We start from the raw sequence: 25,547 nt of genomic DNA, 5'->3' as shown, positions 1-25,547 counted from the left end.
TCGGCCGACGCCGTATCGAATGCACCGCGCTGACCTGCTGCTCGGCGCGGCGGGGTCCGGCGATCGCGAGTTCGCCCCGGCGCCTGCGGCCGTCCGCACGCGTGTCGGTGGCGCAGGGGCATGCGCCGACCCGGCAGAATGGCTGTTTCGGCGGGTCGAAAGGCGGGTGTTCGGGTGACCGTGCAAGACACCTCGTTCGTGGTGCCCGAGATGGACGCACCCGACAGGTTCGAGCCGTACGGTCCGCTGCCCACCGGGACGACCGTGCTGGAGGCGAGTGCCGGGACCGGCAAGACGCACGCGATCGTCGGTTTGGCGGTGCGGTATGTCGCGGAGGCCGGGATCGACGTCTCGCAGCTGCTGCTCGTGACGTTCAGCCGGGCGGCAACGCAGGAATTGCGCGAGCGCACCCGGGATCGGTTCGTGGTCGTCGCCGCCGGGCTCGCCGACCCGGAACTGGCCCGCGCGCACGCCGACGAGCTGATTCGGCATCTGGCGCAGGCGGATTCGGACGAGGTGCGGCGTCGGCGGGCCCGATTGCTCGCGGCCCTTTCGGATTTCGACGCGGGCACCATCGCGACAACGCACAGCTTCTGCCAGCGCATGCTTGACGAGCTCGGCCTCGCGGGCGAGCACGATCCCGGTTCGCGGCTGGTCGAGTCCGTCGACGAGCTGATCGGCACGGTCGCCGACGACCTCTACCTGAACCGGTACGCCCGTACCGAACCGCCGTTCTCGGTGAAAGAGGCACACACGCTGGCCCTAGCAGCCGTGCGCGACCGGCACGCGGTGCTGATGCCGAAGGGCGACTCAGCGGCCGGGGAACGGGTCGCCTTCGCGACCGCAGTCCGCGCGGAAACCGAACGCCGCAAGCGACTTGCCGGGCTGCGCGACTTCGACGACCTGCTTGTGCTGCTGCACGACGTGCTCGCCGACACCGAGCACGGACCCCGCGCCTGCCGCCGCATCCGCGAGCGCTACCGGGTCGCGCTTGTCGACGAATTCCAGGACACCGACCCGCTGCAGTGGGACATCCTGCGCCGCTCCTTCCACGGCCACACCACGCTGGTGCTCGTCGGCGACCCGAAGCAGGCCATCTACGCCTTCCGCGGCGCCGAGGTGCTCAGCTACCTGGACGCGGTCGCGCACGCCGACACCCGCAAGGAACTCACCACCAACTGGCGCAGCGACGCCGGTCTGCTGGCCGCGCTGGACCACCTGCAAGGCGGAGCGGCCTTGGGGCACAAGGAGATCACCGTTTACCCGGTGGCCGCCACCCGGCCGTGGTCGCGTCTGTCCGGGCTCGATGAGCTCGTCACTCCGCTGCGGCTGCGCTGCCTGCCGCGCACCGGCGCGGGGCCGTTGAACAAGTCCGGCTTCCCCGCGGTCGGGCGCATGCGCGCGAAGGTTGCCGACGACCTTGCCGCCGATATCGTCCGGCTCCTCGAGTCCGGGGTCTCGCTGGCCGCCACCGGGCAATCGAGCCATGCTGGCCGGGTCATGCCGAATGCTGGCGCGGCCGCTACGTTCGGCGGTCCGATCGTCGAGCCGGGCGGAGCGCAGGACTCGAACGCTGGCATCGACCGATCGAGTCCGTCGGGCGAGATCGGGGGACGGCTGGCCGATGGCGTGTCCCCGGACAATGTGACGCGCAGGCCGATCAGCCCCGGCGATATCGCCGTCCTGGTCCGCACTCGCTCCCAAATCGACGTGGTACGAGCGGCTTTGGACCGTGTCGGTGTTGCCTCCGTGCTGGCGGGCGGCACCAGCGTGTTCGCGACGAGCAGTGCCACCGACTGGCTGTGGTTGCTGCGCGCACTGGAACAGCCGCATCGCGGCGACCGGGTCCGATTGGCCGCCTGCACACCACTGATCGGTGTCACCGCCACCGAAATCGATAGCGGCGGTGCGGATCTGGTCGGCCGCGTCAGCGCGCAACTCCGCGATGCCGCCCGGTTGTTCGCCCGCGCCGGTTTCGCCGCGGTCTTCGAAAAGATCTCCGCCGAAGCGGATCTGGCGCACCGGCTGCTCGCCGTCGAGAACGGGGAGCGGCAGCTGACCGATCTGCGGCACATCGCGCAACTGCTCGATCAGGTGTCGCTCACCGAGTCGCTCGGGTTGACCGCGTTGACCCGCTGGCTGGCCGATCGGGTGCGCGACCCCGCGTCGGGCAGCGTCGCCGACCGCAGCCGCAGGCTCGACCGCGACGCCGCGGCCGTGCAGATCGCGACCGTGCACGCCAGCAAAGGTCTCGAATTCCCCATCGTCTACCTGCCTTTCGCCTGGGACAACGCGAAGAACCCGTACCCGGCGACGCTGCTGTTCCACGACGACAACGACATGCGCGTGCTCGACGTCGGCGGACCGGACGCGTCCGGCTACGCCGAACGCAAGCTGCGCAGCGAAACCGAGGAGGCGGGCGAGGAACTCCGCCTGCTCTATGTCGCGCTGACCCGCGCCATGTGCCAGGTCGTCGCGTGGTGGGCGCCCGCGATCACGACCGCGGCGTCGCCGCTGCACCGGATGATCCTCGGCCGCCCGGACGGCGGTGACACCGTGCCGCCGCGGGCCACCGTGCCCGCGGATGCCGTTGCGCCAGGACTGCTTTCGGCCTGGGCCGGGGTCGCGGCGCAGGCCATCTCGGTGACGGCCGTCGCCGGTACCGACGAGATCGCGATCCAGCGGGTGCGCACCGAGCCCGTCACCGGCGAGCTCGCCGCCGCGCACTTCGACCGCAAGCTGGACCACCAGTGGCGGCGCACCTCGTACTCGGCGCTGACCGCGTCCGCGCACGGCCCGGCCACCCCCGAGCTGGAGATCGAACCCGAGGACAGCCGCGGCCCCGCCGACGAGCCGAGCACCCCCGTGATCGCCGTGGTCGAAGAGGTGTTCTCCGGCGCGGCGTCGCTGATGAACTCGCTGCCCTACGGCGCGGAATTCGGCACCCTCGTGCACGCCGTGTTCGAGCTGATCGACACGGACGCAACGGATCTGGCCGCCGAGGTGGACACCCGCTGTCGCGCGGTCATCGACGAACTCATGGCCGAAGCCGACCCGTCCGTGCTCAGCACGGCCGTGCTCGCCGCGCTGCGCACCCCGCTCGGCATCGGCTCGCTCGCCGATATCTCCACCCGAGATCGCTTGAACGAGTTGGAATTCGAGCTGCCGTTGGCCGGGGGCGACACCCCGAGTACCGAATCGGCGACGCTGCGGCAGATAGCGGACCTGCTGCGCACCCACTTACCCTCCGACGACGACCTTTTCGTCTATGCCGACCACCTGGCGACCCTCGACGACATCCCGCTGCGCGGCTACCTGACCGGCAGCATCGACGCCGTCCTCCGGGTAACCGACGGCGCGGACACGCGATTCGTGATCGTCGACTACAAGACCAACCGCCTCGGCACCGGCGATCTCACCGTCGATCACTACACCCGCGACCGCATGGCCGCCGAGATGCTGCGCTCGCACTACCCACTCCAGGCCCTCCTCTACGCGGTCGCCCTGCACCGCTACCTGCGCTGGCGCCTGCCCGACTACGACCCCGCCCGCCACCTCGGCGGCGCCCGCTACCTCTTCGTCCGCGGCATGATCGGCCCCGAAACCCCCACCAGCCACGGCGTTTTCGACTGGAACCCACCAGCCTCGCTCATCATCGCGCTCTCTCAACTTCTGGCTGGGGAGGCCCCCCGATGACCTCGATTCAGTTGGCGCAGCGGGGGACCGGTCTGTTGCGGACGTTCAACGAGGCGGGGGTATTGTCCGCCGCCGACGTGCACGTCGCGGTTCGATTGGGGCGCTTGGGTCGGGAGGACGCCGAGCAGGTGTTGTTCGCGGCGGCGCTCGCGGTGCGGGCGGTGCGCTCCGGCTCGGTATGCCTGGAGCTGCACCGAATGCGGGAGATCGGTATCGACGCCGACGAAACCTGGGACACCGGTGAACGCATCGATCCGGCGACGCTGCCGTGGCCCGACATCGAGGCGGTGGTGGCGGCGTTGCGGGTCAGTCCGCTGGTGACCGGTGGGCCCGCCGGTCCGCTGCAACCCTTGCGGCTGGTGGAATCGCAGCGCAGCGACGACACCGGCCCGCTGCTCTACCTGGATCGGTACTACCAGCAGGAGCAGACCGTCCGCCGCGTCCTCACCGAGCGGTCCGGGCATCACCCGGTGGTCGACCCGAATATCGTTCGGCGCGAACTGGATCGGCTGTTCGACGCACCGGTCGGCGGCGTCCCCGACCGCCAGCGTCTCGCGGCCGCGCTCGCCGCGACGCACTGGACCACGGTGGTGGCAGGCGGCCCTGGCACCGGTAAAACGCACACCATCGCGCGCATCATCGGCCTGCTCGACGCGCACCGCAAGGCCAATCCCAAACTGCCAGCACTGCGTATCGCGCTGGCCGCGCCGACAGGTAAGGCCGCCGCGCGACTCCAAGAGGCGGTCCGCGAACAAGCCGAGGAACTCGGCCTGCCCGACCTCACCGCCGCCACCCTGCACCGCCTGCTCGGCTGGCAGCGCGGCCGCACCACCCGGTTCAAGTACCACGAATTCAACCGGCTGCCCTACGACGTGATCGTCGTCGACGAAACCTCCATGGTGTCGCTCACCATGATGAGCAGGCTGTTCGCCGCCCTGCGCCCCGACACCAGGCTGGTGCTCGTCGGCGACCCGGACCAGCTTGCCTCGGTCGACGCGGGCGCGGTACTCGCCGACCTCGTCGCGGGACCCGTTGCGGGCACCCCGAATCCGATGCTCGACGAGATCCTCGGCGCGGATTCGCCGGAATCGGCGGCACCGGAACACAATCCGGCCGCATTGACGACACTGGAGCGAACTCGCCTGCGCGGCGGCATCGTTCGACTGACCCGAGGTCGCCGCTTCGGCGGCCGGATCGCCGACCTCGCCGTCGCGGTCCGCGCCGGCGACGCCGACACCGCACTCGAACTACTCCGCGCGGGCGGCGACGAACTGTCACTCAGCGCCCCCGACGAAATGGCCGGTGTCCGTGCGGATGTCGTACGCGCCGCGCGCGAGGTGACCACCGCCGCCCTCGACGGTGACGCCGCGGGCGCGCTCACCGCACTCGAATCGCACCGCCTGCTGTGCGCACACCGTCAGGGCCCGTTCGGCGTCGAGCGCTGGGATCGGATGGCCGCCGAGTGGGCCGCCGCCGGGGGAGCGGGCCCCGAATCCCACTCGGCGCCTTGGTATCCCGGCCAGCCGCTGCTTGTCACCGCGAACGACCACGAGGCCCGCATCTACAACGGTGACACCGGCGTCGTCGTGCGCATGCCCGACGGTTCGCTGCGTGCCGCACTGCAACGCGGCAGCGAGCCGTACCTGGTGCACCCGACCCAGTTCCCGGCCGTGGTCACCGTGTTCGCCATGACCATCCACCGCAGCCAGGGCAGTCAGTACGACACCGTCTCGGTGGTGCTGCCCGAACCGGAGTCGACCCTGCTGACCAGGGAACTGCTCTACACGGCGATCACCCGCGCCCGCCGCCACGTCCGCGTCATCGGCACCGACGAGTCCATCAGGGCCGGTATCGCCCGCCGGGTGCTGCGCGCCAGCGGGTTGTCCCGCCGCGAAGACGGAACCCGATGACCAGCGAATCTCACGTTTTCCACGCCCCGCACGTCTACCCAGTGTGAGATTGCCTCCGTTCGAGGAAGTGGTGGCCGAATACGGCCCGATGGTGCTGCGCGTGTGCCGGGCGGTGCTCGGTCCGACGGACGCGGCCGACGCGTGGTCGGAGACGTTCCTGTCCGCCCTGCGCGCGTATCCGGACCTCGACCCCGACGCGAACATCGAGGCATGGTTGGTCACCATCGCGCACCGCCGCGCGATCGACGTCGGCCGCGCGCTCACCCGCGCCCCCGTCCCGGCCGAGACACTGCCCGAGCGTCCGTCCTCGGCTCCCGACCCGGCCGACTACGACCCCGACCTCTGGGCCGCCTTGAAAGCGTTGCCGCCCAAGCAGCGCCAGGCGGTCGCCTACCACTATCTGGCAGGCCTGCCGCACGCCGAAATCGCCGAGCTGCTCGGCAATTCCACCGACGCCGCCCGCCGCGCCGCCGCCGACGGCCTCAAAACTCTGCGCAAGCTCTATCCGAAGGATGACTCATGATGGCCACCATCGACCGTGGCGACCCGAACGGCCTGTTCGACGGCCTGACCGCCGACCGCGACCTGCTCGCCCAACTGCACGTCCGGCTGGCCGCCGAGGCACAGTCCGCGGGCCTGCTCGACGTCGCCTACCGCACCATGGACACCCCCGTCGGCACGCTGCTGCTCGCGGCGACTCCGGCGGGCTTGGTGCGCGTCGCCTACCCCAACGAGGACCACGACACCGTCCTGAGCACGCTCGCCGAGCGGGTCAGCCCCCGCGTGCTCGCCGCCCCCGCGCGCCTCGACGCCGCGGCCCGCGAGATCGACGAGTACTTCGCCGGTGCCCGAACACATTTCGACCTGCCCCTCGACCTGCAACTGACCGGTGGATTCCGCCGCCAGGTGATCGAGCATCTGATCGACATCGGTTATGGGCAGCGCGAAAGCTACGCCGTCGTGGCGGCTGCCGTCGGCAATCCACGGGCGGTTCGCGCCGTCGGTTCGGCCTGCGCGCACAACCCACTGCCCGTGGTGATTCCGTGCCATCGGGTGGTGCGCAGCGACGGGTCCATCGGACAGTACGTGGGTGGCATCGAGGCCAAATCCGCGCTGCTGACCCTGGAAGCCGCGTAATCCGAGAGACATGAATTCCGGTGCGGCGCTGATCATCCAGCGCGGCATCGACAACCCCGCTGAACTTGGAGGCGGTATGCGAAACACCGAAACCCTTGCCCCGCTGGCCGATCGAGTAGACGCACAGCCCTGGCCCGACCTCATCGATGAGATCGACACCTACGGCTGTGCCCAGACCGGCCCGCTCTTGACGCCCGCGGAATGCGCCGAGTTCACTGAAATGTGGGATGACCTGGCGAGATTCCGCTCCACCATCGATATGGCGCGCTACCGATTCGGCCAGGGCACCTACCGCTACTTCGCCGACCCGGTCCCCGAACCGATCATGACCATGCGCGCGGCGTGCTACCGAAAGCTGTTGCCCGTAGCCCGATCCTGGGCCGAACGGCTCAGCGACCCGGCACCGTGGCCCGACGACTTCGCCGACTGGCTCGATGCCTGCCACGCCGCCGGACAGTCCAAGCCGACGCCGATCCTGTTGCGCTACACCGAAGGTGACTGGAACGCCCTGCACCGCGACCTCTACGGTGACCTGGTCTTCCCGCTGCAGGTGGTGATCGGACTGGATCGTCCAGGGGTCGACCACACCGGCGGCGAGTTCCTGCTCGTCGAGCAACGCCCGCGCGCACAGTCGAAAGCCACCGTCACCGTGCTGGAACAGGGCCACGGCCTGATCTTCACCACACGCGACCGCCCGACCCCGTCGAGCCGAGGCTGGTCGCGCGCGCCGGTTCGCCACGGTGTCAGCCGAATTCGCGGCGGCATCCGCCATACCCTCGGCCTGGTCCTGCACGACGCCCAATAACCAACTCATGTACACGCTGCTCGACGCCGACGGCCGCCCGTACCTCAGCCCGACTCCGGGCAGGTACGGCGGCCATCGGCGCGGCAGAATCTACGGCCGCCTCGACTGCCCGTCCGCCCTCCGAGCCCTAGCACGCGGCGCCTACCGCGCCCACCGCGTCTTCTTCGCCGACGAACCCACCGCGATCAGCGCGGGCTACCGACCGTGCGCGGTCTGCCTGCCGGAGCAGTACGCGACCTGGAAAGCGGCCGAGCGCAACAATTCTCGGTGATCTCACGTTCGCGGCTCGGCGGGCGTCTACCAGGTGACAAGAACGCCGAACAGGAGCACACCATGCAGACCTCGTCCGCCCGCACAGTTCACGCCTCGACGCTCGGCAACCTCCGCATCGAAGCGAGCCAGCTCGGCATCACCCGGGTGCGCTTCACCGATGAAGCTCCAGCCGCGCCGACCGCCGAGAATTCTTGTGCCCTCGACTATCTCGTCACCGCGATCGTCCAGATCGACGGATATCTGGCGGGCACCCGCCAGGACTTCACCGTCCCAACGGACCGCTCCGCGATGAGCGCCTTCGACCGGCAAGTCCTGGAAACCCTTGAAACCACAACCCGATACGGCCGCACGACCACCTACGGTGCGCTTACCCGTGCACTCGGCCGCGGACCCGAGGACGCCCGCAAGATCGGCGGCGCACTATCGCGCAACCCACTGCTGATCCTGCTCCCGTGCCACCGGGTCGTCGGTGCGGACGGCGCCCTCACCGGCTACGCGGGTGGACTCCCCGCCAAGCGCACCCTGCTCGACCTCGAGTCCGCCGATCTCCTACTGCCCCTGGCTATTTGACGATCACGCCGTAAGCGGTGGTGAGCATCGCGATAGCGAGCAGCGCACCACCGGAAGCGCTCAACGTGTTCGCGGCCGACCACTTGCCCGGCTTGCCGATCGCGAGATTGAGGAACATGCCGCCGGATTGGGCGATCACGCCGACCGCGAGCAGTGTGCACACGACCCACAGCACGCCGTCGCCGAATCCGGTGTCGCGCAGGATGGTCAGCGTCGCCAGGGTCATCACCAGTAGCACGCCAGCATGGGCGTGCCCGGCCCGGAAGTAGGTGCGCTGGTATTCGGTCAACTTCTCGGTGGCGAGTAGGCGCAAGGCCATGACGCCGCCGAACATCACGGTGGGCAGGGAGATCAGCGCGATCGCGGTGAACAGCTTGATGGGGTCCATGGTCGTCCCTCGGTAGATGTGTCCGTTCCACTAATCTGAACGGCGTACAGAACGTAAAACGATATCTGTATGCCGTACAGATGTTGTGAGGCAAATCACAGAGGGGTTGTATGACCGAGAGCAGTTCGCAGGCCGCGCGCCGCACCACCTACCGGCACGGCGCGCTGAAGCCGGCGCTGATCGAGGCGGGACTGCGGCTGGCGCGGGCGGGCGGCCCGGACGCGATCGTGTTGCGCGAGGCGGCTCGACAGGCCGGTGTCGCCCCGAACGCCGCGTACACCTATTTCGCGGACCGCAACGCTCTCGTCGACGCGGTGGCGACGGCCGCACTGGCGCAGATGGCGACCATGATGGCGGCGGAGCTGGACGATCTCACGCCGAGCGCGGATCCCGCGATGGCGGCACTGCAACGCTTTCGTGGCGTCGGCATCGGTTACCTCCGATTCGCCAGGACCGAACCCGGGCTGTTCCGCACCGCGTTCACGACCGGTCGGAATGCCACCGCGGTTGGCGTACCGGACGCGGCGGGGCCAACGGGCAGATCAGGTATCGAACTTCTCGGAGACGCGCTCGACGAGATGGTGGCTGCCGGGAACCTTCCCGCGGAACGCAGGCCGGGAGCCGAATACTTGGTGTGGTCGGCGGTGCACGGGATGGCATTCCTCGCCATCGACGGCCCGCTACGTACCTTGCCGGACGATCAGCTCGACGCTATGGGTCAGCGGATGCTGGACATGATCGGCCGCGGCATTTGACGAATCGTGCAGGTGTGCCCCTCCCACCGCGAAAGTGGGAGGAGCGTCAATCCGGCCTAGATCAGATGGCGCGGACGTCCGTGGCCTGCGGACCCTTCTGGCCCTGGCCGACCTCGAACTCCACGCGCTGTCCCTCATCGAGGGACTTGAACCCGGACCCGCCGAGAGCCGAGTAGTGGACGAAGACGTCGGGACCGCCGCCGTCCTGCGCGATGAAGCCGAACCCCTTCTCCGCGTTGAACCACTTGACGACGCCCTGTGTCATATTTTCTCCTTGTACTCAGTGATGTTTCAGTCCACAGAAATGTTGCAAAATTACGGACTCAGTGGACAGCATTCCATGCGCGCTGGCCGCATGGTTAACGCGGGCGAGCGGAATGTGTGCAAAAGCATTCTCCGCTCACTGCTCTACCGGCCTAGAGCCGATAGCACTAGCGCCGCGTCAGCCTACCTTTTTCCCGCCGATCGTGGGTGGCGCCGCCTAGACGGGTCGACGCAGATTCGATGTCGGCCGTTCGGCGCGCCGCGGAATCTGCTCGCGACATGTCATGGGTTCGGGTGCCGCCGGGTCCTCGATCCGCGCCGGTTTGTCGCTGCTAGCACCCCGCAGCTGCGGCGTTGCGGTCGCCGATCGCTGCCCGCGCGGTCCGGCATCGAATCGCCGGAGCGGGTCTGCTACGTCCGTTTGGGCAATTTGACACGAAATCCGAGTGGTTCGAGTGTGATTTGTTCACCGACATCGAGGGTGTAGTTCGGTTCGGGTTCGACGTCGAAGCTGTGCACGATGCCCGCGAGCGCGCGCGAAATTTCGTGGTATGCGAATTGGCGTCCTATGCAGGCACGTTCGCCGGTACCGGACGGCTTATACGCGTTGTGCACCTGAGTGTCGAGCTTGCGCAGATTTTCCGGCAAGAACCGGTCGGGATCGAATTCGTTGTGGTCGCGACCCCGGCGCGGGTCACGGCGACGTCGATCCACCGGCCCCCGCGATCCAACCGGTAGTCGATCAGCTCGGCGACGGTGTCGGCCATGGTCTGGTGGTAGGCGCGCATCGCCGCCGTCGGCGTGCTGAGCATTCGCTAGACCCCCTGATATCGCTGAATCAACCAGTCGTGCAGCCAGTTTCGATCCTGCTGTCCCTGCTCGCCCGATAGGCACTGTCCCCGTGCGTGTTCGGCGTCATCGTAGCTGGTCTCCGGGCTGGGAGGCGCATAAAACGACATGTCGGTGGCACTGTCAAGACCCGAATCTTGGTCTTACACTTCGGGTTTTCCGCTGATCTTCCAGCGGTATAACGGAATAGTGGCGGCTTCAAAGTATTTGGGTGTGTTGGTCGGTGTGTTGCTGGTTTCGGTCCTGTCCGTCGGACCGGCCGCGGCGGTGCCGACCGGGGCGCGGTTGGTCGAAGAGGCATCTCTTGGCGGGTCGGTGTCGCGGATGGATGTCTACTCGCCCTCGATGGATCGAGTGGTGACCAACCGGGTGATTCGAGCCGCGGGTGGCCCGGCACCGACGCTGTACCTGCTCACCGGAATCGGGGGCGGTCAGGACGGAATCTCCTGGTGGGACGACACCGATGTGCGGGAGTTCTTCGCCGACAAGCACGTCAACGTGGTGATGCCGGTCGGCGGCGCGTACAGCATGTACACCGACTGGCTCGCCGACGACCCGGCCGTCGGCCGCAATCGCTGGCTCACCTACCTCACGCGTGAACTCCCCGGCGTGCTCGACGCGCAGCTCGGCAGCACCGGACGCAACGCGATCGCCGGGGTGTCGATGAGTGCGGCGTCCGCGGTAGACCTCGCGATCCAGGCACCCGATGTGTACCGCGCCGTGGCGGCCTACAGCGGATGTCCTTGGACCGCTGACCCTCTCGGTGTCGTGATGGTCAGCGCCCAGGTGGTGCGCGGCGGCGGCAACTCGGCGAACATGTGGGGCGCGCCGGGCGGCGCGGTCTGGCGGTCGCACGACGCGTTCGCCAATGCGGCTGTGCTGGCAGGGAAAACGATCTACCTGTCCGCCGCCACCGGCACGCCAGGCGCGATTGACGAAGGCGGACTGCCCTTCCCGCCGATCGAGGCCATCGCGAGCGCGTGCACGGCCGCCTTCGCGGGCAGGCTCGGTCAGCTCGGTGTGCCCGCGGTGCACGTCAACCGGCCCGAGGGCGCGCACACCTGGGGACAGTTCGAAACGGACCTGCACGATTCCTGGCCGCACCTGGCTGGCGCGCTCGGCGCGTGATCTGACAGATAATCCTTAGCGTCAGTCGTTCGCTCGCACGCCGCGGCTGGTGTCAGCGAAGGGTCGGTTGCCTGCTTTACGCTGCACTTTCCGGAGATTGGCAACCGGAGGATACATGTCAAGCGAGAACGAGACGGTCAGCCGCAAAAGGGATTCGGTCGCCACCAGCGCCGCGATCCTCACGGCGGCACAGGAGTTGTTCGCCGAACGCGGGTACGAGCGCGCCACGGTGCGCGATATCGCGGCGCGCGCCGGGGTGAACCAGGCGCTGCTGTTCCGGTATTTCGGCAACAAGGACGAGCTGTTCCGCGCCGCGATCGCGGATCAGGGGCGCCGCAGGCTCGAGGAGGGGCCGGTCGAGGGGCTGCTGAGCAGGCTGCTCGCGGGGATGCTCGAGCCGACCGACTCAGCGGCGCAAGACTATTGGCTGCAGGCCGCGCTGCGCTCCCCTGGACACGACGAGGGGACATCGGCGATTCGCCGCGAGCTCGGCGACGAATATGTCCGCGCGATGTCCGCACTCGGCGACGGCCCCGATAGCGAGCTGTGTGCCGACCTGTTGCTCGCCTGGTTGCTCGGTATCGGACTGCTGCGCTCTGTGCACCTCAGGGAGCCGCTGGCCAGCGCGGACCCGGCGACAGTTGCCCGCCATGTGCTGCGCGCCGCCCAAGTGCTTTTGGCTAGGACGGACGTGAATTTCCCACCGCCGTAACAGAATCCGACCGTTGACTGAGCAGTGTGACCTCCCTAACATGAAGTCTTGTAAGCAATTGCTTACATAGCTACCGCGCCAGCTGGCGTCGGCCAAGGGAGACCCGCATGACCGTGAAAACTGAGGTGCGCCAATACCCTTTCGGTGAACCTGTCCGCCTCGATATGGACCCGCTCTTCGCCAAACTGCGCCGCGAGGAGCCGGTGTCCCGGGTCAAGTTGCCCTACGGCGACGAGGGCTGGCTGGTCACCCGATACGCGGACGCCAAGCTGGTGCTCGCCGACCCGAGGTTCAGCCGCGCCGCGACGGTGGACCGCGAGGACATCCCGCGCACCACCCGGAACCCGTCGCGGCAGAACTCGCTGCTCAGCATGGACGCGCCGGAGCACAGCAGGCTGCGCAAACTGGTCGCCAAGGCGTTCACCAGCCGCCGGGTCGAACAGCTCCGCCCGCGCGCGCAGCAGATCGTGGACGAGCGGCTCACCGAGATCGAATTGGCCGGTCCGGTAGCCGATTTGGTGCAGGGCCTTGCCTTGCCGCTGCCGGTCACCGTGATCTGCGAGATGCTCGGCATACCCACCGAGGACCAGCACCGGTTCCGCGACTTCTCCGACACCGTGCTGTCCACCACCGCATACACCTCCGAGGAGATCGATGACGCGCGCGCGGCCCTCGAGGCCTACCTCGCCGAGGTGGTGGCGCAGCGCAGGGAGCGGCCGACCGACGACCTACTCGGCGCGTTGGTGGCGGCCCGCGACAACGAGGACCGGCTGACCGAAGACGAGCTGGTCAACCTCGGCATCGGTCTGCTGATCGCCGGCCACGAGACGACCGCAAACCAGATCGCCAACTTCACCTATGTCCTGCTCAGCGAGCCGCAACACTGGGAACTGCTGCGCAGTCGGCCGGAACTGGTGCCCGACGCGATCGAGGAACTGCTGCGCTATGTCCAACTCGGCTCCGGCGGCGCGTTCGCCAGGGTGGCCACCGAGGATGTGGCGCTGAGTGGCGTCACCGTGCGTGCGGGCGAGTCGGTGATCGTCAACACTCAGGCCGCCAACCGCGACGAGGATGTGTTCGACAACTCCGAAAAGCTGGATCTCACCCGAATCAGCAACCCGCACATGGCGTTCGGTCACGGCGTGCACCATTGCCTCGGCGCCCAATTGGCCAGACTCGAACTGCAGGTCGCGTTAGGCTCGCTGCTGCAACGCTTCCCGACACTGCATCTCGCGGTGCCGTTCGAGGAAGTACCGTGGAAGACCGGTCTGCTTGTTCGCGGGCCGAAAGCGCTTCCGGTGAGCTGGTAAGGGGAAACTGGTATGGCAGAGCAACATTGGCGCATCGAGGTCGACCGGAGCACCTGCCTCGGCTCGGGAATGTGCACCGGCCTCGCCCCCGAACACTTCACCCTCGTCGACGGCCGCTCCAGCCCGATCACCGAGGTCGTCCCCCCGGACGACCTCCTCATCGACGCCGCCGAATCCTGCCCGATCGAAGCGATCCTCGTCCGCTCGGCCGACACCGGCGAAATCCTCAGTCCGGAGCCCTGATCGGGCGAGGTCTCGGCGGACCGCCGGGGAGCTGCACGTCGGGGTGGAACAAAACTGCCACCCCGCCACCAAAGCTCACCCGGCGTTCGTCGCTGACCTAGACACAACCGCTGAAGCCCTGTTTGCGGCCGGATTTCCGGTCCACCGGGCAGACCCCGGCCGAAGTCGCTTCCACACTCACGACCGAGTCGGCAACCGGCTGGAATTCCTCGCTCCCGACGGTCACGGACCGCGCCAGCACATGTCGAGGACCTCTACGCTGCTGGGATGATCGAGATCGGTTCGAGGGCGCGGCGGCTGCCCGCGCCGCCGCTCGTCGTGTGGGAGTCGCTGACGGAGCCGCGGCGGCGACAAGCTCGGGCTTGGCTCGAGTTGCTGTCCGATGAAGTCGAACCCCGAGTTCTAGAGGCCGACAAGCCGAGCCGGGTTGTGTGGTCGTCGCTTTGGCCGAGCAGGCCTGACGATCAGGTGCACTTCGAGTTGACCGCGGTCGAGGGTGGGGACACCTTGCTGAGGTTCACGTTGCTCAGTCCGGACGAAGCCCCGGACCAGAGCAAGACGGGACATCTCCGCCGCCGCCTCAACCAACTACTTTTCGCCGATCTCCGGTTCTCCTACGGCCAGTGACGTTTCGCCCTTGACACTCACGTCACGTGAGGCCGCACAGTGGCAGACATGGAACCATCCTTCGAATACACCGTCGGCACGGTCGCCGAACTGACCGGTGTTTCCATCCGCACCCTGCACCACTACGACGAGATCGGCCTACTCGAACCATCCGCGCGCAGTGCGGCCGGCTATCGCCTCTACTCCGACACCGACCTACAACGCCTGCAACGCATCCTGTTCTACCGCGAACTAGACCTCGGCCTACCCGACATCACCGCCGTCCTGACCGACTCCAGCATCGGCGACGAAGACCACCTCCGCCGCCAACGCGAGCTACTGACCGCGAAAATCACCCGCTACCAATCCATGATCGCCCTGATCGACAAGGAACTCACCGCCCGCCGAATCGGCATAACCCTGACCCCCACCGAACGACTGCTAGTACTCGGCATCGACAAACTCATTGACCGCGCTGACGAAATCACCGAAAAATGGGGCCACACACCCGAATTCGCCCAACGCCGCGACCGCGCCATCCACTACACCAAACAAGACTGGGAAACCCTACGCATCGAACAAGCCACCATCCACCAACACCTAGCCGACGCCATGCACGCAGGCACCCCCGCCACCTCCCCCCAAGTCATGGACCTAGCCGAACAACACCGCCAACACCTCCACCACTGGTTCCACGACTGCCCCTACGAAACCCACCGTCAACTAGCCACCGCCTACCGCACCAACCAACGCTCCGGCCTCAACTACGACGACATGGCCCCCGGCCTATCCCAATACATCCACGACGCGATCCTGGCCAATTGCCGCCGCCACGAGTCCGACTCGGCCGACACCGCCTGAGTGAACTGGGACTGTAAGAACAACGGTGTAACTCCGAAACAAGGAGTGGCACATGAACTCTGATGTGATGGCCGTCGATGTGGTCGATACTGACTCGGTGGCCAGACCCAGGAAGGCGAAGTCGTCGGTGGTGGATGCCGAGTTGGTAGGCCAGCTCGTGGCCCAGGCCCGCGCGAGCGGGCTGCAGTTGACCGGCGAAGACGGGCTGCTGGGGCAGCTGACCAAGATGGTGGTCGAGTCCGCTCTGGACGGGGAGATCACCGATCACCTCGGCTATGACCACGGTGACCCGGCGGGTCGTGGAACGGCTAACTCCCGCAACGGAACCCGATCGAAGACGATAGTGACCGATGTCGGTCCGGTCGAGATCGATGTCCCGCGTGACCGCGACGCCAGCTTCGAACCGCAGATCGTGCGTAAACGCCAGCGTCGATTGAACGGGGTGGAGAACATGGTGTTGTCGCTCTCGGCCAAGGGCCTGACTCATGGCGAGATCTCGGCGCATCTGCGCGAGGTCTACGGCGCCGAGGTGTCCAAGCAGACGATCTCGACCATCACCGACAAGGTCATCGACGGCATGACCGAATGGCAGAACCGGCCCCTGGACCGGGTTTATCCGGTGATCTTCCTGGACGCGATCCATGTCAAGATCCGCGACGGGAAGGTCGCCAACCGGCCGATCTACCTCGCGTTGGCCGTCACGGTCGAGGGCGGCCGCGAGATCCTCGGGCTCTGGGCCGGTGACGGCGGTGAAGGCGCGAAGTTCTGGTTGCAGATCCTGACCGAGCTGAAAAACCGTGGTGTCGATGACGTCTGCATGCTCGTCTGCGACGGGCTCAAAGGACTACCCGAAGCGATCGGGCAGACCTGGCCGGCCGCGGTCGTTCAGACCTGCATCGTGCACCTGCTGCGCGCGTCGTTCTCCTACGCCGGGCGCCAGGACTGGGCCGTGATCGCCAAAGCCTTGAAACCGGTCTACACCGCCGCGACCGAAGCCGCGGCGTTGGAACGGTTCTACGAGTTCGCCGAGGCCTGGGGCACGAAATATCCTGCTATCGTGCGGCTTTGGGAAACCTCGTGGGCCGAGTTCACTCCGTTCCTGGCCTTCGACACCGAGATCCGGCGCGTTATCTGTTCCACGAACGCGATCGAGTCGGTCAACGCTCGTATCCGCCGCGCGGTCCGCGCCCGCGGCCACTTCCCCAACGAGCAAGCCGCCCTCAAATGCGTCTACCTCGCGGTCATGGCCCTCGACCCCACCGGAGACGGCCAGAAACGATGGATCACCCGATGGAAAGCCGCGCTCAACGCCTTCGATATCACCTTCGAAGGCCGACTCACCGCCGGACGAAAATAGTTCAATCAACCCGAGTTACACCGTTATCTGGACAGACCCAGTGAACTCAGAGTCCGACTCGAGACATTCACGTTGCTGCTATACGGAGTCAGTGAAGTTCGCCGGTTTGGTAGAGATGATCGAAGATGATTTGGTCGACGGGTGAGACACGGTTGCGGTCGGCGTAGCTAAGCCAAACGACTTCGTCGATTTCACTACTGGGGGTTGGTATTCCATGGTGGTCGGCGGTATAACAGGTCATCTGAACGGTGACACCACCCGGGTGGCCATGAGCTTGGGCACAGAACGTGCCCAGGTGGGCAGCGGTCGCGGGAATGATAGTGACGGCAAGCTCCTCAGCAATCTCCCGGGCAAGGGTGTCGAGGTCCGTTTCACCGAATTCCCGCTTCCCGCCGGGAATGTAGTAGACATCCTTACCCCGTGAACGAGTACTGAGGATCCTGCCGTTGTCCAGGTAGATCCAGGCAACCTTGTCGATAGTGGTGTTCATCGTGGAAGATCCTTCGCGTTAGGTTCCCTCGGTGCCCGCCGACGGTCCATTGCCGACATGATCAGCGTTCGGGCGGATTCCCCCGTAACCGATTGGCTGACGAGAATATCGAAAGTCCGGTGGTAGACCTTGATTTCCCTTGGTTGGGTTATGTTGAGCTCGGCTGTTATTCCCTCGATCAGGATCATCTTGTTGTCGAACATGACGAAACTTGTTGTCGCCGTCTCGAATGATGCCATGAATGGCACGATGCCCAGAGTCACCCTTGACATCCCCTGAATAGCGATGAGCCGGTCTAGTTGGCCGATCATGGTTTGATCATTTCCGGCGGTGGTGTACAGCGCTTGTTCGGCGATGACGAAATGGAACAAGTGATCCCGCTGGTACAAAACGCGTTGGCGTTCCATACGTTTGGACACACCTTCGTCGAGGTCATCGGGAATCCGGTGGAAGTCGATGACCTTCTGCAGGATCGCCGTGGCGTAGTCTGCCGTCTGGAGCAGGCCAGGAATGAGTACCGGCTCGTACCATCGTAGGATCCGCGCCTCGGATTCCCATTTCACTGATGCTTGTTGGCGCCGCTTGGTTCCGGTGCCGAGAATCTTCCGCCATTCCATGTAAGCGGAATCAATGTTGTGCCTTGTTGCCAGCAGGTCCGCTAGCTGGTCGTCGGCGTTGCAGCCTCGGCAGTATGCCGCGATGTCATCACGGGATGGTTTGATCCTCCCGTACTCGATTTTGGAGACCTTGCTCGGATGCCATCCGTTGCGACGGGCAAGCTCGGCACCGGAAATGCTGGCGGCACAACGAATCTCCCGAAGCCGCGCCCCGAGAGACTCGCGTTGCTGCTGTACGGAGCCGGTCACGTCGTGACATACTCCGAGTACGGTATGGACAACGGCCAGAATCGTTCTTTGATTCGCTGGCAGTAGTCCACAATATTTGTATCAACGGTTACCGCACCAGACCACGCGCTGGACGGGCCGAACGCCGAGAAGATCACCAGCTGGTCGTCGAACAGCCAGAAGTCATCGCTGTCCTGGTCGGTGGCGAACAACGACGGGCAACCGTTGTTCGTGCTACCGCCTTTACCAAGGAACCGTAACCGCATGATCCGTCCTCCTTCGGTTCGTGCAGGATGATGCTCTCGATCGCTCTATTATCGCCGGTCGATACCGGTTGTGTAGTGGCAATATAAGTTTCGTGCACGGTTGTGCAATGCCCTGGACTGCCATCCGTCCGTCTTCCTAGCGTCATAGGTGGCGCTTGGGACTGGTGCCAGTCGACCCGGTCCCGAGCTGCCAGCCAACAACGACAGCTAGGGGGTTCGCTGTGCCGCTGACCGAGACACAAGCCATGGTGCTTGCCGCACTGGTGGAATTGACGCCTAGCGAGGCGTTGACGGTGAAACAACTATGTAGCAGAACCGGTTTCGCGCCCTCCGATTGTCTGTACGAGGTGAACCGATGAGGCAGCGGCCGACCGCGATCGGGTATCTGCGTCGGGATGTTTCCGGTATTTCCCAGCCGTGGCACGAGACTCAGATACGGAGTCTGGCAAAGCGATTGGGGTATGAGCTGGCGAAGACGGTCGTGTTCGGCCCGGATATCGACGACCCGGTCGACCGGCTCTTGAAGGTGGTCCGCACGGTTGAGGCCGAGGCCGTCGTGCCAAGCGCCGAGCACTTTGGCAGTGAGGTGCCGGACCGGGTCGTGCGAGCGTGCGACGTAATCACGCTTTCGCCGCACTACACATATGCGCGTTCGTCCGCGTCGCCGTTCCTCGGAGACGGCGCATGACCCGGTGTTGGTCGGTTGATCATGGGGAACTGATGGCGGCATTTGTCGAGAGAGCGCCGCCACCAGTTCCCCGTGATCACTTGTCCAGTTGCCGTCGGCCGCGTTCTCTGTGTCAGCGGAGGATGGCGGACCGGAGGAGGGCTTCTGTCTCGATGATCGCTTGGGGCAAGGAGTTTGGGTTGAGGGTGGTGAGGATTGTGTCGATGTCGCGTAGTCCGGCTCGGTGCAACAGGCGCTTTTCGTTGGTGGTCCATTCGCCGCGGGCGGCTAGGACGGCGTGGGCGGTCTGCATGGCGGCGATGGCGAGGGTTGCCGCTACTTCGGTGGACTGGCCGCGAGGGGCGTAGGTGGTTTTGGCGTAGTGCAGGGTCATGGTTGCTCGGTTGTGCCAGAACTGTGCGGCTGTGCGGCGTAGGGCTTGGGGGAAGGTGGGGCGGGGGAGGGTGCCGTGGCGGATCTGGTTGATGGCTAGTTCGGCAACCACTAGGTAGCTGGGGATGCCGGCCAGGTGGAACATCAGTGGCTCCCAATGGAATCGGCCCTGTTCGGCTTCGGCGAGTTCGTGTTCGACGACGTCGAGGTCGCGGTAGTGCACGTCGACCTGATGGTCGTCGATGGTGAACCAGGCGCCGCCGTTGAAGACGCCGCCGCCCCAGCCGCCGAGTTCGGAAACCTCGCCGGGCCAGCCGAGTTCGCGTAAGTCGTTGGGGTCGAGGGTTTCTCGGTAGTAGATGGCGAGGTCCCAGTCGCTGTCGGGGGTGTGGGTGCCCTGGGCGCGTGAGCCGCCGAGGGTGACCGCTTGGACGCCGGGGAGGGTGGCCAACCGGCTGGTGACGTGCTGAAGGAACGTTTCGTCGGTCATAGATGTCCTGGGTAGGAGGAGTGATGACTGATACGGGCAGCACCACCGGGCGCTGAAACCACAACTGGTGCAGCGGTATACGGCGGGCGCACGCGGTATCAGATCATCACTCCATGGTCGGATACTACCGACCTCGCGCGACGAACTCGACTTATTTATCGGCCGGTTGTTGGGGACGGGCGCGCACGTGCGCCCGCTCGCCCTGCTTGCCGAAAAGGCTGAGGAATTCGACGGGTTCGTTGGTGGCGGCACCGAACCAATGCGGCACCCTGGTGTCGAACTCGGCGGCTTCGCCGGGGGCGAGCACCAGGTCGCGTTCGCCGAGCACGAGCCGGAGTTTGCCGTTGAGGACGTAGAGCCACTCGTAGCCCTCGTGGGTTTGCGGCGACGGTTCCGTTCGACGGGAGTTGGCCGGGAGGATCATCTTGAAGGCTTGGATGCCGCCCGCTCGGCGGGTGAGCGGGAGGATGGTCATGCCGTGGGCGGCGACCGGGCGCAGGTGGATGCGCGGGTCGCCGGTGGGCGGGGCGTCGACGAGTTCGTCGAGCGTGACGCCGTGCGCTCTGGCGAGCGGGAGTAATTGTTCGAGGGTCGGGCGGCGGCCGCCGGATTCGAGGCGAGACAGGGTGCTCACCGAAATGCCGGTGGCCGCCGAGAGGGCGGCCAGGGTGGTTTCGCGTTGTCGGCGCAGCGCGCGCAGGCGCGGTCCGACCGCGTCGAGCGCTTGATCGAGGTCGTCGTCCATGAAGACAGCTTGCCAGATCGGCAACAAAGATTGCGCATATGACCGGTTTGCCCGCAGGGTGGTTGCGGAGGTGGTCATGGTGACTGAACAGCTGAAAGACGGCTATGACGTGGTGGTTGTCGGCGGCGGCGCGGCCGGATTGAGCGGGGCGCTGATGCTGGGACGGGCGCGGCGATCCGTGCTGGTGATCGACGCGGGCGCGCCGCGCAATGCCCCGGCCGCGGGCGTGCACGGGCTGCTTGCCCGGGAGGGAATCGCGCCGGGCGAGTTGCTGGAACGTGGTCGGGCGGAGGTGCGTGGGTACGGGGGTCGGGTGGTCTCCGGTCAGGTCGACACCGTGTCTCGCGACGACGACGGATTCGCGGTGACATTGTCCGAAGGCCGGACGGTCCGCGCGCGGCGACTGCTGGTGACTACCGGGCTGGTCGACGAGCTGCCGGCGATCCCGGGGCTGCGGGCTCGGTGGGGACGCGACGTACTGCACTGTCCGTACTGCCACGGATGGGAGGTTCGTGACCAGGCCATCGGTGTGCTCGGCACCGGGCCGATGATGGTGCATCAGGCGTTGCTGTTCCGTCAGTGGAGTGCTGACATCACGCTTTTCGTGCACAGCATGCCGTCGCCGACCGGTAGCGAGGCGGAGCAACTCGCGGCCCGTGGCATCACCGTGGTGGAAGGCGAGGCAGCGTCGCTGGAAATCGTCGACGACCGCCTGGTAGGTGTCCGGATGAGCGACGGCACGGTGGTTCGCCGCGAGGCACTGGCGGTCGCCCCGCGAATGGTGGCGCGCACCGATTTCCTTGCGGCACTTGGTCTCACGCCCGTGCAGCACCCGTCGGGTTTCGGTGAGCACATCCCCGCCGACGCGACCGGCCGTACCGAGGTGCCCGGCGTGTGGGTCGCTGGCAACGTCACCGATCTGTCCGCCCAGGTCGGCGGAGCCGCAGCGGCAGGAGCTTTCGCGGCAGCCCAGATCAACGCCGACCTGGTCACCGAGGAAACCCGGCAGGCGGTCGCGGCTTACCGAGACACGTTCTCCGCCGAAACCGAGGCACGTGTCAGCGAATTGGTGTCGGCCGACCGTCGCCACGGCCTGTGAACCACGAAAGGACCGGTACCGCAGGCGAGCACGCGATCCCTTGACACCACGGCTGGCGGCGTGCGGGAGATCAGCCCTCGGGAAACGGAATCATCTCGAGGTGCTCGGCCACCTTCGGTGTGCCGCAAGCACTCCGACCAGCCACCAGATTCACCCCGCCACCGTGCGAAACCAGAAACCTGCCGCACACGCAGCGCAAATACCGCACCGCCCCATGCGAGGAGACAAGCATCGGCGATGGCCAGGAGCAGGAGGGGCAGGCGGCGGACATGGGAGCTAAGCCTGCGGAGTGATCGGAGGTATTGCAATCTTCACTGCGGCGTGGCGACCGATCGGTATGAAAATAGGCCCGGAAACACGACATTCACGGAATCCGTGCTGATTGTTCTGTGTGTTCGACGGTGGCGGGGACGAGGCGGCGGCCGGCGAGGGGGTTCCACCAGTTGGCGGGGCCCATGAGTTTGACAAGGGCGGGGACCAGGAGCATACGGACGAGGGTGGCGTCGATGAGCAGGGCGATGATCATGCCTAAGCCGAGGAAGCGCATGGGGGTCAGCGGGGAGAGGGTGAAGGCACCGGTGACTATGACCAGGAGGGTCGCGGCGGCGGTGATTACGCGGGCGGTCTTCACGGTGCCGATGCGGACGGCTCCGGTGGTGTCGGCGCCCGCGTTGTGGGCTTCGACCATGCGGGAGAGGAGGAAAACCTCGTAGTCGGTGGAGAGGCCGAAGACGACGGCGATGATCAGGACGAGCATGCCCGCGGCGAGTGGGCCGGTGCTGATGCCGAGAACGCCCGCGAGGTGACCGTCGTTGAAGATCCAGGTGAGCACGCCGAAGGTGGCGGCGAGGCTGAGGAACGCCATCAGTACGGCCTTGAGCGGCAACACGATCGAACGGAAGGCCGCGAACAGCAGCAGCACGGTCGCGGTGACCATGGCGAGGATCATCCATGGCAGGGCGTGCACGATGGAGTGGACGCTGTCGACGGTGGCCGCGGTGTCGCCGCCGATGCGAAGGACGGTGCCGTCGGGGGGAGTCAGCGCTCGGATGTCTTTGACTGTGGCCGTGGCGTTTTCGCTGCGGTCGGTGGCATTCAGGAAGGCATGGAATACGACGAAATCGTCGGCGCGGCCCACCTGGAGTACCTGCCGGACGCCGTCGACGTGACCGAGGGCGGTGCTCGTGGCGTCGACCGCGGCCGACTGCGGCGGGCCATCGATTCCGCGCAATACTGCGGTGACACCGCTGCTCGCCGCGGGGAATCCCGCGGTGAGTTCCTCGACGGTGGTGCGCATTTCGTTGCCCGCGGGCAACGCGCGCTGATCGATGTCGCCGAGTTTCGCGCCGGTGAGCGGCATGGCAAGCAGCAGGAGCACCGCGCCGACCACGATGGTGACGAGGCCCGGCCTGCGCAGCACCGAGTCCACCACCCGGCCCCAGAATCGCTCGGTCCGATCCTTGGTGCCCGCCTTACCGATTCGCGCGCCGAACAGCGTGAGCATGGCGGGCAGCACGGTGAGCGAGAGTCCGGCGGCGAGCGCGACCGCGGCGATCGCACCGAAACCCAGCGACCGGAGCACGGCCTGCGGGAACACGAAAGTGCCCGCGAACGCGCAGATCAGCAGCAGCGCCGAGAAGGCGACGGTCCGGCCGGCGGTGGCGCAGGTGCGTTCGATGGCGGACTCGACGCCGCGCCCACCGGCGAGCTCCTCACGGAATCGGGTCACCAGGAACAACCCGTAATCGATCGCCATGCCGAGTCCGAGCAGTGAGGCGATATTCACCGCGAACGTGCTCACCTCGGTGAATTCGGTGAGCACCCGAATCGTGCCCATCGCACCGAGCACCGCGAGCACACCGACCGCCACCGGCAGCGATGCCGCGACCATGCCGCCGAACACCAGCACCAGAATCAGCAAAGTCAGTGGCAGCGAAATGGATTCGGCACGCACCAGATCGTGCTGCGACTGACCGTTGATCTGGGTCGCCAGCGCGCTGTAGCCGGACAGTTTGGTGTCGATGCCCGGAACCTTCAGTGCCGCTTCGATATCCAGGTAGGCGGTGACGCGTCGATTGTCGTCGCCCGCGAGGAACACCGCCGCCAGCGCCTGCCGATTATCGGCCGACTTCAGGAACTGCTTCCGCAACGGCACACTGTTCCAATAGGTTTCGATCGGGCGCTGCAGCAGTCCAGGATCGATCGTGGCCAATGACTGCTGAACCCGCGGGCCGATATCGTCGAGTGTCTGTCCGTCCGGCGCGGTGTACAGCGCGACCGCGTCGGGTGTCTGCGGACCGAAGTGGTCGCGGACCAGCTGATCGACTGCCGCCGATTCGCTGTGCGGGTCATTGAATCCGGCCGCGCTGACCTTGTCGGCGGTGTGCATGCCGAGCAGCCCGAACAGCAGCATCACCCCGACGACCACGGCGAGCACCGTGCGCGGCCGGGCGATGATGAACCGTGCCAAGCTGGTCATCGCACTGGCGAATCATGCGGCGCGAGATCGGCTTCCAGCGTCGCGGTGATCTTGTCGAGCAGCGCTTCCAACCGGGGCTCGATGCCAGCACCGTTGCGACAGGACACGGTCAGCTCGATCTGCCCGCGCGATTCCAGCATCCCGAACAGCAGCGGCATCGCCCCGCTGTGCTGCGGCAGCACCCGCATCGTGCTCGGCGTCCAGCCGGGCACGGCGAGCTCGTCCAGGTCGAACTTGCCCATATGCGAGACGGTGGCGGACACCATGTTCCGGTTGAGCCTGGCGCCGATCCAGTTGCTGATCCGCAGCACGGTGCGGATGGCGGCGGGCGGGAACTTCGACAGGCCGCCGTTATCCAGCTGGTTCAGCTCGGTTTTCTGCTGCAGTCCGGCACGCATTCGGGCGCTGATCGTCTCCCAACTGTCGCCGGGTGCGACGTCGAGAAACAGTGGCAGCGCGAGATTCCCGGTCGACCGCAGCGCCGGATCGTGCCTGCGCAGGTCGACCGGGACCATGAAACGCGACTTCACGCCGGCCTCGGCGGCGAGGATCGCCGAGACCCGCGCGACCATGCCCTTGCCGGTCGCGTGAATGGTCCGGTGCCGCAGCAACCATCGCGCGGCGCTCGGGTCCTGGCGGCCACGTCCGGTCGCCGCCGGATAGGTCGGCAGTACCAGCGTCTGCTTGCCTGGCGCACCGACCTGCGCCACCAATTCGGCGTCGGAGATCGGGTCGGGCGCCCCGACCGGTGCCGCCCCGCGCAGCGCGCGGAGTACGTCGTCGACCCACATGCGCATGCCCATCCCGTCCATCACTCCGTGGAAGACACGGAATACGACGGTGGTTTGTTCACCGGTCAGCAGCAGCACCTCGGTGGTCCGCTCGGGTGTCGGCCCGATCGGGCTGTTCAGCACCGCATCGTCTTCGAGCGTGGTGTAGTCGAGGGTCCAGCCGGGCACCACCCGAACCTGCGCCGGGACACCGCTGTCCACCCAATACTTGCCGTCGCGGACCAACCGCGCGCCGGGGTTCGCCTCCGACGCCACATCCACCGCGCGCTGCACCGCGTCCGAGTCGAGGGTGCCGACGCCGTGCACGACCATGTGCATCAGGAACGGCGGCGACACCTCCCTGGTGAAGAAGTACAGGCGCTCCGTTGGCGAGATCTTCCGACGGAAGATGGTGTCGTAGCTCATGTTGCCTCCGATG

The 25,547-nt window shown here is 66.5% G+C and carries 27 protein-coding genes; 17 read left to right on the top strand and 10 right to left on the bottom strand.

Translation table 11 applies throughout. The features are described 5' to 3' along the window. Positions 1 to 210: 210 nt before the first annotated feature. The 7 genes from OG203_RS09005 to OG203_RS08975 all read left to right on the top strand — a co-directional run bounded on the left by OG203_RS09005 (position 211) and on the right by OG203_RS08975 (position 8,391). A complete protein-coding gene (locus tag OG203_RS09005) occupies positions 211 to 3,696 on the top strand; it encodes a UvrD-helicase domain-containing protein (RefSeq protein WP_405167804.1) in 3,486 nt (1,161 codons plus the stop codon). After that, positions 3,693 to 5,606: an exodeoxyribonuclease V subunit alpha gene (gene recD / locus OG203_RS09000; protein ID WP_405165219.1), complete on the top strand. Its 1,914-nt coding sequence runs from the start codon at positions 3,693 to 3,695 to the stop codon at positions 5,604 to 5,606. Before OG203_RS09005 ends, recD begins: the two co-directional genes overlap by 4 nt. Before the next feature lie 43 nt (positions 5,607 to 5,649). Continuing rightward, on the top strand, positions 5,650 to 6,129 hold the full coding sequence (locus OG203_RS08995) for an RNA polymerase sigma factor (RefSeq protein ID WP_405165218.1): 480 nt from the start codon (positions 5,650 to 5,652) through the stop codon (positions 6,127 to 6,129). Next, positions 6,129 to 6,743, top strand: coding sequence for a methylated-DNA--[protein]-cysteine S-methyltransferase (locus OG203_RS08990; RefSeq protein WP_405167803.1), 615 nt, complete (start codon positions 6,129 to 6,131; stop codon positions 6,741 to 6,743). Before OG203_RS08995 ends, OG203_RS08990 begins: the two co-directional genes overlap by 1 nt. A 76-nt stretch (positions 6,744 to 6,819) precedes the next feature. Continuing rightward, positions 6,820 to 7,548 carry a 2OG-Fe(II) oxygenase gene (locus tag OG203_RS08985; RefSeq protein ID WP_405167802.1) on the top strand — a complete coding sequence of 243 codons (729 nt, stop codon included), beginning with the start codon at positions 6,820 to 6,822 and terminating at the stop codon, positions 7,546 to 7,548. Between the two features lie 7 nt (positions 7,549 to 7,555). Beyond that, positions 7,556 to 7,819, top strand: coding sequence for an Ada metal-binding domain-containing protein (locus OG203_RS08980; RefSeq protein ID WP_405165217.1), 264 nt, complete (start codon positions 7,556 to 7,558; stop codon positions 7,817 to 7,819). Further along, positions 7,816 to 8,391: a methylated-DNA--[protein]-cysteine S-methyltransferase gene (locus OG203_RS08975; RefSeq protein WP_405165216.1), complete on the top strand. Its 576-nt coding sequence runs from the start codon at positions 7,816 to 7,818 to the stop codon at positions 8,389 to 8,391. The genes OG203_RS08980 and OG203_RS08975 overlap by 4 nt, the downstream gene beginning before the upstream one ends. Here OG203_RS08975 and OG203_RS08970 read toward each other — a convergent pair. Next, a complete protein-coding gene (locus OG203_RS08970) occupies positions 8,384 to 8,779 on the bottom strand; it encodes a hypothetical protein (RefSeq protein ID WP_405165215.1) in 396 nt (131 codons plus the stop codon). The genes OG203_RS08975 and OG203_RS08970 overlap by 8 nt on opposite strands. A gap of 110 nt (positions 8,780 to 8,889) precedes the next feature. Here OG203_RS08970 and OG203_RS08965 point away from each other — a divergent pair, with 110 nt between their 5' ends. Further along, on the top strand, positions 8,890 to 9,534 hold the full coding sequence (locus tag OG203_RS08965) for a TetR/AcrR family transcriptional regulator (RefSeq protein ID WP_405165214.1): 645 nt from the start codon (positions 8,890 to 8,892) through the stop codon (positions 9,532 to 9,534). Between the two features lie 61 nt (positions 9,535 to 9,595). Here the strand turns inward: OG203_RS08965 and OG203_RS08960 are convergent, their stop codons facing one another. Together OG203_RS08960 and OG203_RS08955 are read right to left on the bottom strand one after the other, a co-directional pair. Further along, positions 9,596 to 9,799 (bottom strand): cold-shock protein, encoded by a 204-nt coding sequence (locus OG203_RS08960; protein WP_069166293.1) that lies wholly within the window; start codon positions 9,797 to 9,799, stop codon positions 9,596 to 9,598. 410 nt (positions 9,800 to 10,209) lie between these two features. Continuing rightward, entirely contained in the window at positions 10,210 to 10,512 is a 303-nt protein-coding gene (locus tag OG203_RS08955; RefSeq protein ID WP_405165213.1) for a cytochrome P450, read from the bottom strand. Between the two features lie 324 nt (positions 10,513 to 10,836). On the opposite strand from OG203_RS08955, the gene OG203_RS08950 reads away from it, so the two are divergent. The 7 genes from OG203_RS08950 to OG203_RS08920 all read left to right on the top strand — a co-directional run bounded on the left by OG203_RS08950 (position 10,837) and on the right by OG203_RS08920 (position 16,864). Beyond that, positions 10,837 to 11,775, top strand: a complete 939-nt coding sequence (locus OG203_RS08950) for an alpha/beta hydrolase (protein ID WP_405165212.1) — start codon at positions 10,837 to 10,839, stop codon at positions 11,773 to 11,775. Between the two features lie 115 nt (positions 11,776 to 11,890). Then, complete coding sequence (locus OG203_RS08945; protein ID WP_405165211.1) at positions 11,891 to 12,487, top strand: TetR family transcriptional regulator; 597 nt, start codon at positions 11,891 to 11,893, stop codon at positions 12,485 to 12,487. A gap of 107 nt (positions 12,488 to 12,594) precedes the next feature. Next, entirely contained in the window at positions 12,595 to 13,797 is a 1,203-nt protein-coding gene (locus tag OG203_RS08940; RefSeq protein ID WP_405165210.1) for a cytochrome P450, read from the top strand. Positions 13,798 to 13,809: 12 nt separating this feature from the next. Further along, a complete protein-coding gene (locus tag OG203_RS08935; RefSeq protein WP_405165209.1) occupies positions 13,810 to 14,040 on the top strand; it encodes a ferredoxin in 231 nt (76 codons plus the stop codon). Positions 14,041 to 14,307: 267 nt separating this feature from the next. After that, positions 14,308 to 14,667 carry a hypothetical protein gene (locus OG203_RS08930; RefSeq protein WP_405165208.1) on the top strand — a complete coding sequence of 120 codons (360 nt, stop codon included), beginning with the start codon at positions 14,308 to 14,310 and terminating at the stop codon, positions 14,665 to 14,667. A gap of 48 nt (positions 14,668 to 14,715) precedes the next feature. Then, positions 14,716 to 15,507 (top strand): MerR family transcriptional regulator, encoded by a 792-nt coding sequence (locus OG203_RS08925; RefSeq protein ID WP_405165207.1) that lies wholly within the window; start codon positions 14,716 to 14,718, stop codon positions 15,505 to 15,507. Positions 15,508 to 15,574: 67 nt separating this feature from the next. Next, positions 15,575 to 16,864, top strand: coding sequence for an IS256 family transposase (locus OG203_RS08920; protein ID WP_405167794.1), 1,290 nt, complete (start codon positions 15,575 to 15,577; stop codon positions 16,862 to 16,864). Positions 16,865 to 16,952: 88 nt separating this feature from the next. On the opposite strand, the gene OG203_RS08915 is transcribed toward OG203_RS08920, so the two are convergent. From OG203_RS08915 to OG203_RS08905, 3 genes are read right to left on the bottom strand one after another with little or no spacing between them, the layout of a single operon-like run. Continuing rightward, on the bottom strand, positions 16,953 to 17,354 hold the full coding sequence (locus tag OG203_RS08915) for an NUDIX domain-containing protein (RefSeq protein ID WP_405165206.1): 402 nt from the start codon (positions 17,352 to 17,354) through the stop codon (positions 16,953 to 16,955). Continuing rightward, positions 17,351 to 18,220, bottom strand: coding sequence for a helix-turn-helix domain-containing protein (locus OG203_RS08910; protein ID WP_405165205.1), 870 nt, complete (start codon positions 18,218 to 18,220; stop codon positions 17,351 to 17,353). Before OG203_RS08910 ends, OG203_RS08915 begins: the two co-directional genes overlap by 4 nt. After that, on the bottom strand, positions 18,217 to 18,465 hold the full coding sequence (locus OG203_RS08905; protein WP_405165204.1) for a DUF6879 family protein: 249 nt from the start codon (positions 18,463 to 18,465) through the stop codon (positions 18,217 to 18,219). Before OG203_RS08905 ends, OG203_RS08910 begins: the two co-directional genes overlap by 4 nt. Positions 18,466 to 18,820: 355 nt before the next feature. Between OG203_RS08905 and OG203_RS08900 the strand changes: the two genes are divergently transcribed. Further along, positions 18,821 to 19,153 (top strand): hypothetical protein, encoded by a 333-nt coding sequence (locus OG203_RS08900; RefSeq protein WP_405165203.1) that lies wholly within the window; start codon positions 18,821 to 18,823, stop codon positions 19,151 to 19,153. Between the two features lie 112 nt (positions 19,154 to 19,265). Here OG203_RS08900 and OG203_RS08895 read toward each other — a convergent pair whose 3' ends face one another. Together OG203_RS08895 and OG203_RS08890 are read right to left on the bottom strand one after the other, a co-directional pair. Next, on the bottom strand, positions 19,266 to 20,015 hold the full coding sequence (locus tag OG203_RS08895; protein ID WP_405165202.1) for a nucleotidyltransferase domain-containing protein: 750 nt from the start codon (positions 20,013 to 20,015) through the stop codon (positions 19,266 to 19,268). A gap of 151 nt (positions 20,016 to 20,166) precedes the next feature. Continuing rightward, complete coding sequence (locus tag OG203_RS08890; protein ID WP_405165201.1) at positions 20,167 to 20,760, bottom strand: helix-turn-helix domain-containing protein; 594 nt, start codon at positions 20,758 to 20,760, stop codon at positions 20,167 to 20,169. A gap of 76 nt (positions 20,761 to 20,836) precedes the next feature. On the opposite strand from OG203_RS08890, the gene OG203_RS08885 reads away from it, so the two are divergent. Continuing rightward, positions 20,837 to 21,859, top strand: coding sequence for an NAD(P)/FAD-dependent oxidoreductase (locus tag OG203_RS08885; protein WP_405165200.1), 1,023 nt, complete (start codon positions 20,837 to 20,839; stop codon positions 21,857 to 21,859). 364 nt (positions 21,860 to 22,223) lie between these two features. Here the strand turns inward: OG203_RS08885 and OG203_RS08880 are convergent, their stop codons facing one another. Further along, entirely contained in the window at positions 22,224 to 24,338 is a 2,115-nt protein-coding gene (locus OG203_RS08880) for an MMPL family transporter (protein WP_405165199.1), read from the bottom strand. Further along, complete coding sequence (locus tag OG203_RS08875) at positions 24,335 to 25,534, bottom strand: peptide synthetase (protein WP_405165198.1); 1,200 nt, start codon at positions 25,532 to 25,534, stop codon at positions 24,335 to 24,337. The genes OG203_RS08880 and OG203_RS08875 overlap by 4 nt, the downstream gene beginning before the upstream one ends. Positions 25,535 to 25,547 lie beyond the last annotated feature (13 nt).

It is taken from the genome of Nocardia sp. NBC_01499 (assembly GCF_045040275.1).
Classification (GTDB): Bacteria; Actinomycetota; Actinomycetes; order Mycobacteriales; family Mycobacteriaceae; genus Nocardia.
Note: the sequence above shows the minus strand (reverse complement) of the source record. Positions and strands in the feature narration are given on the sequence as shown.